The following is a 16,262-nucleotide window of genomic DNA, read 5'->3' on the forward strand; positions in this document are numbered from 1 at the left end:
TTCCAACCGACTAGGAACGACCGAAAACCCGCTCGAAAATCGTGTCGACCTGCTTGAAGTGATATTCGAGGTCGAACAGGTCCTCGAGCTGCTCCTTCGTGAGTTTCGCCATCACGTCTTCGTCCTTCTGGAGCAATTCCAGAAGCGGGCCTTCGCCGCCCCAGGTCTTCATCGCGTTGCGCTGGACCATGCGGTAGGAATCTTCGCGGCTGTTACCGGCTTCGACGAGGGCGAGCAGGACGCGCTGCGAATTGTGCAGGCCGCCCATGGAGTTCAGCGTCTTCAGCATCCGCTCCGGATAGACGACGAGATTTTCAACGACACCGGCGAGGCGGTGCAGGGCGAAGTCGAGATGCACGGTCGCATCCGGGCCGATGCCGCGTTCGACGGAGGAGTGCGAGATATCGCGTTCATGCCAGAGGGCGACGTTTTCGAGGGCCGGGGTGACGGCTGAGCGTACGAGGCGGGCAAGGCCGGTCAGGTTCTCGGTCAGCACCGGGTTACGCTTGTGCGGCATGGCGGACGAGCCTTTTTGGCCTGCCGAGAAGTATTCCTCGGCTTCCAGCACTTCCGTGCGCTGAAGATGGCGCACTTCGGTGGCGAGGCGTTCGATCGAGGAGGCGATCACGCCCAGAACGGCGAAATACATGGCGTGACGGTCGCGCGGGATGACCTGCGTCGAGACCGGCTCGATGGCGAGGCCCAGCTTCTCGGCGACATGGGCTTCGATCTTGGGGTCGATATTGGCGAAGGTGCCGACAGCGCCGGAGATGGCGCAGGTGGCGACTTCTTCACGCGCGATCAGCAGGCGGGCGCGGGCGCGCTGGAACTCTGCATGGAAGGTGGCGAGTTTGACACCGAACGTGGTCGGTTCGGCATGGATGCCGTGGCTGCGTCCGATGGTGGCCGTCATCTTGTGCTCGAAGGCGCGCTTTTCGAGCGCGGCCAGCACGCGGTCGATGCCGGTCAGCAGCAGGTCTGCGGCGCGCACCATCTGCACGTTCAGGCAGGTGTCGAGCACGTCGGACGACGTCATGCCGAGGTGCAGGAAGCGGGCAGGCTCGCCGACATGTTCGGCGACATTGGTCAGGAAGGCGATGACGTCATGCTTCACTTCCCGTTCGATCTCGTCGATCCGGTCCACTTCGAAAGCGGCCTTCTCACGGACGGCCGCCGTGGTGCCTTCCGGAATGATGCCGAGATTTTCCATGGCCTCGGCGGCGAGGGTCTCGATTTCGAGCCAGATGCCGAAGCGGGATTCAGGAGACCAGATATCAGCCATTTCGGGACGGGTGTAACGGGGGATCATGCGCGCATTCCTGAGTGGTTCGGGCCGTATGACGAGGGCCTGCTTGTTCGCGCCCCTAATACGCCGAACCGGCTGGTTTGCCACCCCCTGTGACAGGTCGTCCCGGTGGAGGGGAAAGCCTTAAAGAACGCGGGTCGGGTGAACATACTGGCCGCTGGTTTCAGGGTGGGGTAGTAAGAGGCAGCCTGCCGTTTCCAGAAAGGAACGGCTTTCGGGAAGGGGACACGGTATGAGCAGAATTCTCGCCTTGTCGGCGGTGTCACTGGTGCTTGCAGGGGCTGCGGGCGCCCAGGGTACCGGAGACTATCCTGCCGATGCGACGCCTGGATCCTGTTATGCGCGGGTTTTGATTCCGGAAACCTACGAGGTTCAGACCGAGCAGGTGCTGGACAAGCCGGAACATACGGAAGCCCGCGTCATTCCTGCGGTATTCGAAACGGTCGTGGAGCGGGTGCTCGTGAAGGAGCAGGCGATGACCTACCGGGTCGTGCCGCCCACCTACGAGATTGAAACCGAGCAATTGGTCGTGGTGCCGGAGCAGACCGAAACCGTCATCATACCGGCAGAATACGAGACGTTCACCGAGCAGGTTCTCGTGCGGCCGTCCTATATCACGTGGAAACCGGGGGCGGGCCTGTATGGCCGCGCGCCGTCTGGTGAAGACGATATCACTCTGGCAACCGGCGAAGTGCTCTGCCGTGTCGAGGTGCCGGCCCAGTACGACACCGTGACGCGGACCAGGCTGAAATCACCTGAACAGGTGGAGACGCGTGTCATTCCCGCCCGTTTCCGCACAGTGGAACGCCAGGTGCTCCGCGAACCGGCCCGCGTTGTCGAGGAACTCCTTCCGGCCGAATACGAAGAGGTCGAAGTGCAGCGTCTTGTGGCGCCTGAACAACAGGAAACCATCGTCGTGCCCGCCACCTACAAGACGATTGAGACGCGCACCGTCACCGGCGGCGGAACGGTCGAATGGCGCGAAGTGCTTTGTGATTACAACGCGACAAACGCCAAGATCGCGGAAGTTCAGCAGGCTCTGGCCGCGAAAGGCTACACGGTGCAGGCCGATGGCGTTTTCGGCCCGGCTACGCTGCGTGCGATGGAGGACTGGCAGGAAAAAAACGGCCTGCCGGTAGGATACCTGACCATCAGTACGGTTGAGTCGCTAGGTGTTTCGCCCGACTGACGGGAAGTTTTCCGGGATTTTGGGGGCAGGACTGCCTTCCGGACGGGCATTCAGAGCGTTTAGCCGTGACGCACAGCCGCACATCGGGCCTCATGTGGTGGCCGAAAGCAGACTTTAAGATAAGTCTCACCGTTATGTGGCCTGGATGTGTTGCGCGGATGGCAAAACCGTCCTAATCCGGCGCCAGCACAGGCTAGGAGGCCCTCTCTCATGTCGGACATCGAACGGCTGGCGCTCGACTATCTACCGGTGATCATCTTTCTGGTCCTCGGTGCCGCGATTTCGGGCCTTTTCATCGTCGGTTCATTGCTGTTGGCACCATCCGCGCCCGACCCTGAGAAAAACTCAGCCTATGAGTGCGGTTTCCCCGCTTTCGACGATGCCCGCATGAAGTTCGACGTCCGGTTCTACCTGGTCGCCATTCTCTTCATCATCTTCGACCTTGAAGTGGCCTTCCTGTTTCCGTGGGCGATCAGCCTCGGTAAGATCGGCCTGCTTGGCTTCTGGTCGATGGTGGTCTTCCTGGGCGTCCTGACTGTTGGCTTCATCTACGAATGGCGCCGTGGCGCGCTGGAGTGGGAATAATGGCCGAAGACTTCAAGACATATGCGCTGGGCGGCGCCCGTTCGGGTGTCGAAGGCGGTTTCAAGCCGGGGCAGGACGATCCGTTCTATTCCGGCCTGTCAGACCAGCTGGCCGACAAGGGCTATTTCACTGCTGCCGCGGACGATCTGATCGCCTGGGCGCGCACGGGCTCGCTGATGTGGATGACCTTCGGTCTCGCCTGCTGCGCCGTGGAAATGATGCATGCCGGTAACCCGCGCTATGACCTTGAGCGCTTTGGCATGGCGCCGCGCGGTTCACCCCGCCAGTCGGACGTGATGATCGTCGCCGGCACGCTGACCAACAAGATGGCTCCGGCTCTGCGCAAGGTCTACGACCAGATGCCTGAGCCCCGCTACGTGATCTCGATGGGCAGCTGCGCCAATGGCGGCGGCTATTATCACTACAGCTACAGCGTTGTGCGCGGCTGTGACCGGATCGTGCCGGTCGACATCTATATTCCGGGCTGCCCGCCCACCGCTGAGGCTCTCGTGTACGGCTTCCTGCAGCTGCAGAAGAAGATCCGCCGGGAAGGCTCGCTGGAGCGCTAGGGGAAAGACATGTTGGACCAGGACGCCATCGACGCCCTCAAGGATCTCGGCGAACATATCGCCGCTTCGCGCGCAGATGCGGTGAAGAGCTTCCACATCAATATGGACGAGCTGGTCGTGATGGCCGAGCGCGACCACATCGTCGGGCTGCTGCGCTTCCTGCGTGAAGATCAGCAATGCGATTTCGAAACGCTGGTCGATATCTGCGGCGTCGACTATCCGGAGCGCGGCGAGCGCTTCGAAGTGGTCTACCACCTGCTGTCGATGCACCTGAACCACCGCGTGCGGGTACGCGTGTCGACCGACGAAGACACCGCGGTGCCGAGCGCCTGCGCCGTCTGGCCGGCCGCCAACTGGTTCGAGCGCGAAGCCTTCGACATGTACGGCATCCAGTTCGCCGATCACCCGGACCTGCGCCGCATCCTCACCGACTATGGCTTCGAGGGTTATCCGCTGCGCAAGGATTTCCCGCTGACGGGCAATTACGAAGTCCGCTACGACGACCTCGAGAAGAGGGTTGTCTACGAGCCGGTGCAGCTGGTTCAGGAATTCCGCAACTTTGACTTCCTCTCGCCGTGGGAAGGCATGACGTCCCAGATTCCGGGCCAGATCCCGGGCGACGAGAAAGCGACGGAGTCGTAAGACATGGCTGACACCGCTCACATCGCAGAAATGGAAGACCGCAAGTTCACGCTGAACTTCGGGCCCCAGCACCCGGCCGCCCACGGCGTGCTGCGTATGATCCTCGACCTCGACGGCGAGATCGTCACGCGCGTCGACCCGCATATCGGTCTCCTGCATCGCGGCACCGAAAAGCTGATCGAATACAAGACCTACCTGCAGGGCATGCCGTACTTCGACCGGCTCGATTACTGCGCGCCGATGAACCAGGAGCACGCCTGGTGCCTCGCGATCGAGAAGCTGCTGGGCATCGAACCGCCCCGCCGCGGGAGCCTGATCCGCGTTCTCTATTCCGAGCTTGGCCGGATCATGTCGCACCTGCTGAACATCGGCTCTCAGGTGCTGGACGTCGGCGCCCTGACGCCGATCACCTGGGCCTTCGAGGAGCGCGAGAAGCTGTGCGTGTTCTATGAGCGCGCGTCCGGTAGCCGGATGCACGCCGCGTTCTTCCGTCCGGGCGGTGTCCACCAGGACCTGCCGCAGTCGCTGCTCGACGATATTTCGGAATGGTGCGAGCAGTTCCCAGGCAAGCTGGATGACCTGGAAGGCCTCGTCACCGAGAACCGCATCTTCAAGCAGCGCAATGTCGACATCGGTATCGTCGACGAAAAGACGATCATGGACTGGGGCTTCTCCGGCGTGATGGTCCGCGGCTCGGGCTATGCCTGGGACCTGCGCCGTGCACAGCCCTATGAGTGCTATTCCGAACTCGACTTCAAGATCCCGGTCGGCAAGAACGGCGACAATTACGACCGCTATGTCTGCCGCATGGAAGAGATGCGTGAGTCCGTGAAGATCATGCAGCAGTGCATCGACATCATGAACCGCGAAGGGCCGGGGCCGGTCCTCCTGAAAGGTTCGAAAGTTTCGCCGCCGCGCCGCGCCGAAATGAAGAACTCGATGGAAGCGCTGATCCATCACTTCAAGCTGTACACGGAAGGGTTCCACGTCCCGGAAGGCGAGTGCTATGCCGCCATCGAGGCGCCGAAGGGCGAATTCGGTGTGTATCTCGTGTCCGACGGCACGAACCGGCCTTACCGCGCAAAGATCCGCGCGCCGGGCTATCCGCACCTTCAGGCGATGGACCATCTCTGCCGCGGCTACATGCTGGCCGACGTTTCCGCGATCCTCGGCTCGCTCGACATTGTGTTCGGGGAGATCGACCGTTGAGCACGTCGTCTGAACTCGTCCAGCGCCAGCTGGATGCCTATAACCGGCAGGACATAGAGGCTTTCCTCGAATGTTACGCTGAGGATGCCGTGCTTGGCGGACTGAACGGTGACGTGACCCAGTCCGGCGCCGCGGATATCCGCGCGCGCCATCTGGAACTGTTTGCGCAGTTCCCGGAAAACAAGGCGACGATCGTCAACGAGATGGATCTGGGCTCCACCGTGATCCTTCATGAAGATGTGTCGCGCGCACCGGGTGGAGACCAGTTTCAGGTGGCCGCGATCTACACGATCCGCAATGGCAAGATTGCGCGGGTCGATTTCGCGCGGGGGACGGCCTGACATGAGCATGGTTGCCGAGAAAGTTTCTGTGCCCAGCGCACAATTTGTTCGTCCGTCTCTGGATGAAACCGAACTGAAATTTGCAGGAAGGATCGAGTAGTGGCACTGCGCCGTTTTGATCTTGAGGCTGGTGGCGACACGTTCGCCTTCAAGCCGGAAACGGAAGAGAAGATTGCTTTCTGGCGGGGCAAGTACCCGGCAGAGAAGCAGCGCTCGGCCGTCATCCCCATGCTGTGGCTTGCCCAGAAGGACAATAATGGCTGGCTGTCCGAGCCTGCCATGCGCGAAGTCGCGGACCGTTTGGAAATGCCCTACATCCGCGTCTACGAGGTGGCGACCTTCTACACGATGTTCCGCCTGCAGCCGGTCGGCAAATTCCACGTCCAGCTCTGCGGTACGACACCGTGTCAGCTGCGCGGTGCAGAGAAGCTGAAGGAAGTCTGCCAGAAGGAAATCGGCGACATCATGTATGTCACCGACGATGGCCGCCTGTCCTGGGAAGAGGTCGAATGCCTCGGGGCCTGCGTGAACGCGCCGATGGTGCAGATTAATGACGATTACTACGAGGACCTGACGCCGGAATCGCTGTCGCAGATCCTTGGAAAGCTGAAGAACGGCGTCGACGTCCAGCCCGGGCCACAGATCGACCGCGTGAACAGCGCGCCCGAAGGCGGCGCCACCACGCTGACCGACCCGGCCTTGTTCGATGGCAGCAAGAATTCGATCACGACGCTGCCGAACCTGCCAACCGATGAGCCCGAGGCTGCCGAAGCTGAGGCGGCTGGCAAAACGACGCTGATCGACGGCAAGAAAAAAGACGGCGAGGCATAAGCTGATGTTGCAGGACAAGGATCGCATCTTCACGAACCTGTACGGTCTTCATTCGCCCGAACTCGACGCGGCGAAGAAGCGGGGTGCGTGGCACCTGACCAAGGAAATCCTGGACCAGGGTCCGGACTGGATCTGCGACCAGATCAAGGCGTCCGGCCTGCGCGGCCGTGGCGGCGCTGGCTTCCCGACTGGCCTGAAGTGGACCTTCATGCCGAAGGAAGTGCGCGACCGTCCGCACTATCTCGTCGTCAATGCCGACGAGTCCGAGCCCGGCACCTGCAAAGACCGCGAAATCATGCGCCACGATCCGCATCTGCTGATCGAAGGCTGCATGATCGCCAGCCGCGCGATGCGCGCACACAAATGCTACGTCTATCTGCGCGGCGAATACATCAACGAGCGTCACGCGCTCGAGAAAGCCGTGAAGGAAGCCTATGAGGCGAAGCTGATCGGCCAGAACAATGTGAATGGCTGGGATTTCGATCTCTACGTCCACCACGGCGCCGGCGCTTATATCTGCGGCGAGGAAACGGCGCTGCTGGAGAGCCTTGAAGGCAAGAAAGGCCAGCCGCGCCTGAAGCCGCCATTCCCGGCAAACGCCGGTCTCTATGGCTGCCCGACGACCGTGAACAATGTGGAATCGATTGCCGTTGCCGGCACGATCCTGCGCCGCGGCGCCGAATGGTTCGCCGGCTTCGGCCGCCCGAACAATACCGGCACCAAGCTGTTCTGCATCTCCGGCCATGTGAACAAGCCGTGTAACGTCGAAGAAGAGATGTCGATCACCTTCCGTGAGCTGATCGAAATGCATTGCGGCGGTATCCGCGGCGGCTGGGAAAACCTGAAGGCGGTGATCCCGGGCGGATCGTCGGTGCCGATGGTGCCGGCCGAGCAGATCATGGACGCCTATATGGACTTCGACACGCTGCGTGATCTGAAGTCCGGTCTCGGCACGGCGGCCGTGATCGTGATGGACAAGGATACCGACCTCATCAAGGCGATTGCCCGCCTCGCTTACTTCTACAAGCACGAATCCTGCGGCCAGTGCACGCCGTGCCGCGAAGGCACTGGCTGGATGTGGCGTGTCATGGAACGCATGGCGAAGGGTGAAGCCGAGCATGACGAGATCGACACGCTGCTGGAAGTCACCAAGCAGGTGGAAGGCCACACGATCTGCGCGCTTGGCGACGCAGCGGCCTGGCCGATCCAGGGCCTGATCCGTCACTTCCGGCCAGAAATCGAAGACCGCATCAACCAGTACAGACTGCCGCGCGCCATGGTGCAGGGCGCAGTCGTTGCGGCGGAGTAGGGGCCCATGTCCGATCTGTTCAAAATCAATGTCGACGGCAAGGAAATCGAGGTCCCGAAGACCTACACGCTGATGCAGGCGTGTGAGGAGGCCGGCGCCGAGATCCCGCGCTTCTGCTACCACGAGCGCCTGTCGGTGGCCGGCAACTGCCGCATGTGCCTTGTGGAGTGGGAAGGTGCGCCGAAGCCGATTGCTTCCTGTGCGCAAGTCGTCGGCGACATGCGTCCGAACCGCGATGGGTCTGCTCCGAATGTCCGCACCAAGGGTGCCTATGTCGAGAAGGCCCGCAACGGGGTGATGGAGTTCCTGCTCATCAACCACCCGCTGGACTGCCCGATCTGCGACCAGGGCGGCGAGTGCGACCTGCAGGATCAGGCCGTGGCCTATGGCCGGGCAGACAGCCGCTATGAAGAGAACAAGCGCGCCGTCGAAGACAAGAATATGGGGCCGCTGGTCAAGACGATCATGACCCGCTGCATCCAGTGCACGCGCTGCGTCCGCTTCGTGGCGGAAGTCGGCGGTGTGGAAGAGATCGGCATGATTTCGCGCGGCGAGAGCGCGGAGATCACGACCTATCTCGAGAAGAATCTGACGTCTGAGCTTTCCGGCAATGTGATCGACCTTTGCCCGGTCGGCGCGCTGACCTCGAAGCCTTACGCCTTCAATGCGCGCCCGTGGGAGCTGCGCAAGACGTCCTCCATCGACGTAATGGATGCCATGGGCGCCTCGATCCGCGTCGATGCCAAGGGTGACGGCGTGATGCGCATCATGCCGGAAGTAAATGAAGACATTAACGAGGAGTGGCTCTCCGACAAATCCCGCTTCGTGTGGGACGGCCTCGCCCGCCAGCGCCTCGACAAGCCTTACATCCGTGTCGATGGCCGCCTGAAGCCGGCGACCTGGGGCGAAGCCTTCGCTGCCGTCAAAGCCGCGCTGTCGAAGCCTGCCGAGAAGATCGGCGTCGTCGCCGGTGACCTGATCGAAGTCGAGCAGGCCAAGGCCGCGCTCGACATGTTCCGCTCGCTCGGCGTCCAGAACACCGACTGCCGCCCGGCCGGTGCCAAGTACGGCACTGACGGCGTGCGCGAGCACTACATCCTGAACCCGACACTGGCTGGTGTTGAAGAGGCGGACGCGCTGCTGCTCGTCGGCGTCAATCCGCGCGTTGAGGCAGCTGTCTGGAATGCGCGCATCCGCAAGGCCTGGCTCTGGGCCGACCTGAAAGTCGCCCTGATCGGTGAAGCCGCGGACCTGACCTACAAGTACGATCACCTCGGCAATAGCGCAGACGCGCTGACGAGCGCCGCGACTGCTGAGTTCCTGAAAGGCGCCAAGCGCCCGATGATCGTGCTCGGCGAAGGTGCGCTGATTGGCGAGGATGGCGATGCAGTCCTGGCTGCCGCCATCAAGCTGGCCAACGAGACCGGCGCGATTGCTGACGATTGGGCTGGTTTCGGCGTGCTTCACAATGCAGCCGGCCGCGTCGGCGCGCTGGATACCGGTTTCGTGCCGGGAGAGGGCGGCGAAGCCACGGCGGGCATCCTCGGCGGCGGCATGGAGACCATCGTGCTCCTCGGCGCTGACGAGGTGGACCTATCGAAGACGACCGGCGCAACTGTCATTTATGTCGGCTCGCACGGCGATGCCGGCGCAAGCCGCGCAGACATCATCCTGCCGTCGGCGGCCTACACCGAGATGGCGGCAACCTTCGTCAACACCGAAGGACGCGTGCAGGTAACCTCCAGGGCGGTCCAGCCGAAAGGCGAAGCCCGCGAAGGCTGGGCGATCTTCCGTGCGCTGTCGGACGTGATGGGCAAGACGCTGCCGTACGACACGGTCGACGCACTGCGCGAAGGCCTGCGGGAGAATGAAGCATTTGCGGGTATCGGCTATGCGCCGGGCGCGGCAGGGGCCGAGGCACTGAAGGCCGTTCCGGAAGGGGCTGGCAGCCTCTCCAGCACGCCGTTCAAGCCGGTGATCGGGGACTTCTACCTGACCAATCCGATCGCCCGGGCATCGAAAACCATGGCGGAATGCTCCGCGCTGGCGACAGCGCTGGACACTCCGGTAGCAGCGGAGTAGGGCGGGCGCCATGAGTAACTACATCGAGTCTATGGGACAGTTTTGGGGCCCCTTGATGGTCCTCGGACAGATCGGCCTGTTTACGCTGGTCCTGCTTCTCTCGATCGCATTCCTTCTGCTGCTGGACCGCAAGGTCTGGGCTGGCGTGATGATGCGGAAAGGCCCGAACGTGGTCGGCCCGTTCGGCCTGCTCCAGTCCTTCGCGGACTTCGGGAAATTCCTCCTCAAAGAGATCGTCATCCCGGCGGGGGCGAACAAGTTCGTCTTCCTGTTTGCGCCGATCCTGACCTGTACGCTGGCGTTCGCCGCGTGGTCGGCGATCCCGGTCGCGCCTGGTACGGTTAGCGGCACCAGCTGGGTGATCTCGAACCTCAATGTCGGGATCCTCTATCTCTTCGCGATCAGCTCCCTCGGTGTCTACGGCATCATCATGGGCGGCTGGGCCTCGAACTCGAAATACCCGTTCCTCGGCGCGCTTCGTTCGGCGGCGCAGATGGTTTCCTATGAAGTCTCCATCGGCTTCGTGATCATCACCGTGATCCTGATGGTCGGCTCCATGAACCTGACCGATATCGTCAACAACCAGGATGGCGGCTTCTGGTACTGGCACGTGTTCAGCTTCCAGAATTTCCCGCTGGTCGTTGTGATGGTGCCGATGTTCGTCATCTTCTTCGTCTCGGCGCTTGCTGAAACGAACCGTCCGCCGTTCGACCTTCCGGAAGCGGAATCCGAGCTCGTCGCCGGTTACCAGGTCGAGTATGGCTCCACGCCGTACCTGCTCTTCATGCTGGGCGAATATCTGAACATCGTCCTGATGTGCTCGATGATGACGATCCTGTTCCTCGGCGGCTGGCATGGCCCGGTCGCACTGGGCGACGATTTCGTCCGCGACCATCCGTTCCTGACCAGCTTCTCCGGGCTGTTCTGGTTCATGTTCAAGACTTTCTTCTTCTTCTTCCTCTTCGCGATGGTGAAGGCCATCGTGCCGCGCTACCGCTATGACCAGCTGATGCGTCTTGGCTGGAAGATATTCCTGCCGACCTCGCTTGTCGCTGTGCTCGTGGTTGGCGGTTATGTCGCTTACATGGGAGTGCAGTCATGAGCCTCGCGCAGACCATCCGCGGCGCGCTGCTGACCGATTTCCTCGGGGCCCTCTGGCTGGCCACGCTGGAAATGTTCCGCCGCAAGGCGACCGTGAACTATCCGTTCGAGAAGAACCCGCTGTCGCCGCGCTTCCGCGGGGAGCATGCGCTGCGCCGCTACGCCTCGGGCGAAGAGCGCTGCATCGCCTGTAAACTGTGCGAAGCGATCTGCCCGGCGCAAGCCATCACGATCGAGGCCGAGCCGCGTGCCGACGGCGCCCGCCGTACGACGCGCTACGACATCGACATGGTGAAGTGCATCTATTGCGGTTTCTGTCAGGAAGCCTGTCCGGTGGACGCCATCGTCGAAGGGCCGAACTTCGAATTTGCGACCGAAACCCGCGAGGAACTGTTCTACGACAAGGACCGCCTTCTCGCGAATGGCGACCGTTGGGAACGTCTCATCGCAAAGAATCTGGAACTGGACGCACCCTATCGCTAGGGCGCGCCGCTAAAGCGTAACCGGGACGCGCTGTCGTCCCAAACACAAGAGGGGTCAGAGGGCTGTGGCACTGATCGCATTCTACCTGATGGCTGCGGTGACGCTCGTGTCAGCGCTATTGGTCATCATGGCGCGGAACCCCGTTCACTCCGTGCTCTGGCTGATCCTGGCCTTCTTTTCGGCAGCGGGCCTGTTCGTCCTGATCGGGGCGGAATTCATCGCCATGCTTCTGGTCGTCGTTTACGTCGGCGCCGTGGCTGTGCTGTTCCTGTTCGTCGTCATGATGCTGGACGTGGACTTCGTGGAGCTGAAAGACGGCACGCTGAAATACTGGCCGTTTGCGATGCTGGTCGGCATCGTGTTCGCGGCGGAGATTGTCATGGCGTCTGTCTTCGGCGTGCAATCCCGGCCGGACGCGTTCGATGCTGCACCGGGCGCGGAAACGAACGCCGAGGCCATCGGCCAGGTGATGTACACAGAATACCTGCTGCTGTTCCAGCTGGCTGGCGTTGTACTGCTGGTTGCCATGATCGGTGCCATCGTCCTGACGCTGCGCCACCGTCCTCACGTGAAACGCCAGAACATTGCCAAGCAGACGTCGCGCCGCCGCGGCGATGCCTATGAACTGAAGGACCCCAAGCCGGGGCAGGGGATCTGATACCTATGGAACTCGGGCTTTCCCATTATCTTGCGGTGTCGGCCGCCCTGTTCACGATCGGTGTCGTCGGCATCTTCGTGAACCGGAAGAACATCATCGTCATCCTGATGGCGATCGAGCTGATCCTGCTTTCGGTGAACCTCAACCTGGTCGCCTTCTCGGTCTTCTCCGGCACGATTGCCGGGCAGATCTTCGCCATGCTCGTGCTGACTGTTGCTGCCGCCGAGGCCGCTGTCGGTCTTGCCATCCTGGTCGTCTACTTCCGGAACCGCAGAGACATCTCGGTCGAGAACGTAGACATGATGAAGGGCTAGGCCGGTATGCTTTCTGACGCACTTCTCCTTTTCATCGTCCTTGCGCCCGGCCTCGTGGCGCTGACAGGCCTGGTCCACAAGATCATCGGCGACAAGATCGTCATGTTCGCGACAACCGGCGTGGTTCTCACGGCCGGTGCGCTGTCGCTGTTCCAGCTGTTTGCTTACGCCGCCGGCATTGGCGGTCATGGTGCTGACGCGCATGGCGCGGCTGAGCACGGCCATGCCGTGACGCAGCACATCATCACGCTGATGCCATGGATCAATGTCGGCGATTTCCACGCCAACTGGGCGATCCGCGTCGACACGCTGTCCATCGTCATGATGGCTGTGATCACCGGCGTTTCCGGCCTCGTGCATCTCTATTCCTGGGGTTACATGAGCGAAGAGCCGCACAAGGCGCGCTTCTTCGCCTACCTGTCGCTCTTCACCTTCGCCATGCTGATGCTGGTGACCGCCGACAACTTCATCCAGCTTTTCTTCGGCTGGGAAGGCGTGGGTCTCGCATCCTACCTGCTGATCGGCTTCTGGTACCAGAACAAGGCGCCGAACGACGCCTCCATCAAGGCCTTCGTCACCAACCGCGTGGGCGACTTCGGTCTCGCGCTCGGCATCATGGCGGTCTTCTGCATCTACGGTACGGTCGAGTTTGCGCCCTTCATGGAAGCGCTGCGCGAGAATGCCATGGTGACCCCGCTTGCTTTTGCTGACCCGGCACCGGCCCGCGAAGTCATCATGAACTTCCTCGGCTACCGTGTCTGGGCGGTCGAAGTGATCGGCGTGCTGCTGTTCATCGGCGCGATGGGCAAGTCGGCCCAGTTCTTCCTGCATGTCTGGCTGCCGGACGCCATGGAAGGCCCGACGCCGGTCTCCGCCCTGATCCACGCTGCTACCATGGTGACCGCGGGCGTCTATCTCGTCTGCCTCCTGTCGCCGCTTTACGAATACACGCTCGTCGCGGCTGGCATGATCACGCTGACCGGTGCCGTGACCGCACTTTATGCCGCCACCGTCGGCATGGCGCAGAACGACATCAAGCGCGTCATCGCCTATTCGACCTGTTCGCAGCTCGGCTACATGTTCTTTGCGGCAGGTGTCGGTGCGTATGAGGCAGCGATGTTCCACCTCTTCACGCACGCTTTCTTCAAGGCGCTCCTGTTCCTTGGCGCAGGCTCCGTGATCCACGGCATGCACCACGAGCAGGACATGCGGAAAATGGGCGGCCTCGCCAAGTTCATGCCGCTGACCTATGCGGCCATGATGATCGGTACGATCGCCATTATCGGCCTTGGCGTGCCGCACACGAAACTGGGCTTTGCCGGCTTCTTCTCGAAGGATGCGATCCTGGAGAGTGCCTTCGCTGGCGGTGTCGAGCATGTCACCTTCGGCCAGATGGCTTTCTGGTTCGGTATCGTTGCGGCCTTCCTGACGAGCTTCTACTCCTGGCGCCTCATCTACATGACGTTCCACGGGCCGATGGCTTCGGAAAGCGCGCATGACGATCACGCTCATGCGGCGCATGACGCCCATGACGATCACGCGCACGATGATCACGGCCATGGCCACGATCATACGCCGCATGAGAGCCCGCTGGTCATGCTGATCCCGCTTGGCCTGCTGAGCCTCGGGGCAATTTTCTCCGGCTTCTTCTTCTACAATTACTTCGTCGACCATTCGAACGAAGCCTTCTGGGCCGGTGCGATCTATCGCGCGTCCGAGAACCACGTTCTCCACGCCCGCCACGAAGTTCCGGAGTGGGTGATCTACGCCCCGCTGATCGTGACTCTGGGCGGCTTCGTCCTGGCCACGATGACCTACTTCTTCAATCGCGGCGTGGGCAAGCGCATCGCCGACAGTGGCGGCCCGCTTTATTCGCTGTTCTACAACAAGTGGTACTTCGACGAGATCTACAACGCGACGCTCGTGCGTGGCGCGGCCTTCCTTGGCAATATCTTCTGGAAAGCCGACAAGAAGGTCATCGACGGTGTCGGCGCTGACGGCATGACCTCGCTGACCCTGTTCAGTGCGCGCCGCCTGTCGGCCATGCATACCGGCCGTCTGTATCACTACGCATTCATCATCATTGGCGCAGCCCTCGTCTTCGGGGCACTCATGTGGCTGCACGCCGGAGGGGCACACTAATGGGCGGGTTTCCCATTCTATCGGCGCTGACCTTCCTGCCGCTGGTTGGCGCACTGATCATCATGGTCGTGCGCGCAGCGACGGCTGGCAGCAGTTCGTCGGAGTCCGCCAATGAGGGCCGCACGGCGCTCCTGGCTGGTCTCGTCATCACCGGCGCGACATTCCTCGTCTCGCTGGCCGCATTCTTTTATTACGACCCGTCGACACCGGGCTACCAGCTGGTCGAACAGCACGTCTGGTACCAGGCCATCAGCTACAAACTGGGCATTGACGGCCTGTCGCTGCCACTGATCCTGCTGACGACGTTCCTGACGCCGATCTGTCTTCTGGCCAGCTGGAACTCGATCCACACGCGGGTGACGGAATATGTCGTCGCCTTCCTGGTGCTCGAGACGTTCATGATCGGCGTGTTCACCTCGCTCGATCTGGTCCTGTTCTACATTTTCTTCGAAGCTGGCCTGATCCCGATGTTCCTGATCATCGGCATCTGGGGCGGCAAGGAGAAGATCTACGCCGCATTCAAATTCTTCCTCTACACGCTGCTCGGCTCGCTGCTGATGCTGGTCGCGGTCGTGTACATGTACATCACGGCTGGCAGCTCGGACTTTGAAGTGCTCGAGAAGTTCGCCTTCGATCCACACGTTCAGACCTGGCTGTGGCTGGCCTTCATGGCGTCCTTCGCTGTGAAGCTGCCGATGTGGCCGGTCCACACATGGCTTCCAGACGCGCACGTTCAGGCGCCGACCGCAGGTTCGGTCATCCTGGCAGGCGTGCTGCTGAAGATGGGCGGCTACGGCTTCCTGCGCTTCTCGCTGCCGATGTTCCCGGATGCGAGCCATCTGTTCCAGCCGGCCATGTTTGCGCTGGCCGTTGTGGCCATCGTCTACACGTCGCTGGTCGCATGGCGCCAGACCGACATGAAGAAGCTGATCGCTTATTCGTCCGTCGCCCACATGGGCTTCGTCACGCTGGGCGTCTTCTCCTTCACTGAGGTCGGCGTGCAGGGCGCAGTCTTCCAGATGATCAGCCACGGCTTCATCTCCGGCGCGCTCTTCCTGATCGTCGGTGTCGTCTATGACCGCATGCATACCCGCGAGATCGCAGCCTATGGCGGCCTCGTGCATCGTATGCCGGTCTACGCCACTCTGTTCATGCTGTTCACCATGGCCAATGTCGGCCTTCCTGGTACGTCGGGCTTCATCGGTGAGATCCTCACCATGGTCGGCGGCTTCCAGGCTTCGACCTGGGCAGCGGCGGGTGCAGCCCTCGGCGTGATCTTCTCCGCGGTTTACATGCTGACGCTCTACCGGCGTACCGTGTTCGGCCAGATCACCAATCCGGAACTGGAATCCATCAAGGACATGAACCGGATCGAACTCGTCACTATCGTCCCGTTGGCGCTGCTGACGCTGCTCTTCGGCGTCGCGCCCAACCTGATCTTTAACCTGACCGAGGGCGCTACTCAGAGCATCCTCTCGCTGATGGCTGGAGGCTGATCGCC

At 61.7% G+C, this 16,262-nt stretch carries 16 protein-coding genes; 15 read left to right on the forward strand and 1 reads right to left on the reverse strand.

Translation table 11 applies throughout. The annotated features are described in order from the left end of the window. Window positions 1-10: 10 nt before the first annotated feature. On the reverse strand, window positions 11-1,309 hold the full coding sequence (gene purB, locus R3C98_RS06995; RefSeq protein ID WP_371313404.1) for an adenylosuccinate lyase: 1,299 nt from the start codon (window positions 1,307-1,309) through the stop codon (window positions 11-13). 229 nt (window positions 1,310-1,538) lie between these two features. Here purB and R3C98_RS07000 point away from each other — a divergent pair, with 229 nt between their 5' ends. From R3C98_RS07000 to R3C98_RS07070, 15 genes are all read left to right on the forward strand, one after another. Then, window positions 1,539-2,495: a peptidoglycan-binding protein gene (locus R3C98_RS07000; protein ID WP_371313405.1), complete on the forward strand. Its 957-nt coding sequence runs from the start codon at window positions 1,539-1,541 to the stop codon at window positions 2,493-2,495. 210 nt (window positions 2,496-2,705) lie between these two features. After that, window positions 2,706-3,080, forward strand: a complete 375-nt coding sequence (locus R3C98_RS07005) for an NADH-quinone oxidoreductase subunit A (RefSeq protein WP_371313406.1) — start codon at window positions 2,706-2,708, stop codon at window positions 3,078-3,080. Then, entirely contained in the window at window positions 3,050-3,649 is a 600-nt protein-coding gene (locus R3C98_RS07010) for an NADH-quinone oxidoreductase subunit B family protein (RefSeq protein ID WP_371313407.1), read from the forward strand. Before R3C98_RS07005 ends, R3C98_RS07010 begins: the two co-directional genes overlap by 31 nt. Before the next feature lie 9 nt (window positions 3,650-3,658). Then, window positions 3,659-4,291, forward strand: coding sequence for an NADH-quinone oxidoreductase subunit C (locus R3C98_RS07015; RefSeq protein WP_371313408.1), 633 nt, complete (start codon window positions 3,659-3,661; stop codon window positions 4,289-4,291). Window positions 4,292-4,294: 3 nt separating this feature from the next. Beyond that, window positions 4,295-5,500, forward strand: coding sequence for an NADH-quinone oxidoreductase subunit D (locus R3C98_RS07020; protein ID WP_371313409.1), 1,206 nt, complete (start codon window positions 4,295-4,297; stop codon window positions 5,498-5,500). Then, window positions 5,497-5,841, forward strand: a complete 345-nt coding sequence (locus R3C98_RS07025; RefSeq protein ID WP_371313410.1) for a nuclear transport factor 2 family protein — start codon at window positions 5,497-5,499, stop codon at window positions 5,839-5,841. Before R3C98_RS07020 ends, R3C98_RS07025 begins: the two co-directional genes overlap by 4 nt. Before the next feature lie 99 nt (window positions 5,842-5,940). Next, window positions 5,941-6,672 (forward strand): NADH-quinone oxidoreductase subunit NuoE, encoded by a 732-nt coding sequence (nuoE, locus tag R3C98_RS07030; protein WP_371313411.1) that lies wholly within the window; start codon window positions 5,941-5,943, stop codon window positions 6,670-6,672. 4 nt (window positions 6,673-6,676) lie between these two features. Next, on the forward strand, window positions 6,677-7,981 hold the full coding sequence (nuoF, locus tag R3C98_RS07035) for an NADH-quinone oxidoreductase subunit NuoF (protein ID WP_371313412.1): 1,305 nt from the start codon (window positions 6,677-6,679) through the stop codon (window positions 7,979-7,981). Window positions 7,982-7,996: 15 nt separating this feature from the next. After that, window positions 7,997-10,063 carry an NADH-quinone oxidoreductase subunit NuoG gene (gene nuoG, locus R3C98_RS07040; protein ID WP_371314013.1) on the forward strand — a complete coding sequence of 689 codons (2,067 nt, stop codon included), beginning with the start codon at window positions 7,997-7,999 and terminating at the stop codon, window positions 10,061-10,063. A gap of 10 nt (window positions 10,064-10,073) precedes the next feature. Next, a complete protein-coding gene (gene nuoH, locus R3C98_RS07045; RefSeq protein ID WP_371313413.1) occupies window positions 10,074-11,165 on the forward strand; it encodes an NADH-quinone oxidoreductase subunit NuoH in 1,092 nt (363 codons plus the stop codon). Next, window positions 11,162-11,647, forward strand: coding sequence for an NADH-quinone oxidoreductase subunit NuoI (nuoI, locus tag R3C98_RS07050; protein ID WP_321489516.1), 486 nt, complete (start codon window positions 11,162-11,164; stop codon window positions 11,645-11,647). Before nuoH ends, nuoI begins: the two co-directional genes overlap by 4 nt. Before the next feature lie 64 nt (window positions 11,648-11,711). Beyond that, a complete protein-coding gene (locus R3C98_RS07055; RefSeq protein WP_371313414.1) occupies window positions 11,712-12,305 on the forward strand; it encodes an NADH-quinone oxidoreductase subunit J in 594 nt (197 codons plus the stop codon). Window positions 12,306-12,310: 5 nt separating this feature from the next. Further along, window positions 12,311-12,619 carry an NADH-quinone oxidoreductase subunit NuoK gene (nuoK, locus tag R3C98_RS07060; RefSeq protein ID WP_035583422.1) on the forward strand — a complete coding sequence of 103 codons (309 nt, stop codon included), beginning with the start codon at window positions 12,311-12,313 and terminating at the stop codon, window positions 12,617-12,619. Between the two features lie 6 nt (window positions 12,620-12,625). After that, window positions 12,626-14,761 carry an NADH-quinone oxidoreductase subunit L gene (gene nuoL / locus R3C98_RS07065; protein ID WP_371313415.1) on the forward strand — a complete coding sequence of 712 codons (2,136 nt, stop codon included), beginning with the start codon at window positions 12,626-12,628 and terminating at the stop codon, window positions 14,759-14,761. Further along, window positions 14,761-16,257, forward strand: a complete 1,497-nt coding sequence (locus R3C98_RS07070) for an NADH-quinone oxidoreductase subunit M (protein ID WP_371313416.1) — start codon at window positions 14,761-14,763, stop codon at window positions 16,255-16,257. Before nuoL ends, R3C98_RS07070 begins: the two co-directional genes overlap by 1 nt. The last annotated feature ends 5 nt before the right edge of the window (window positions 16,258-16,262 follow it).

This window comes from Hyphomonas sp., assembly GCF_041398465.1.
Taxonomy (GTDB): Bacteria; Pseudomonadota; Alphaproteobacteria; order Caulobacterales; family Hyphomonadaceae; genus Hyphomonas.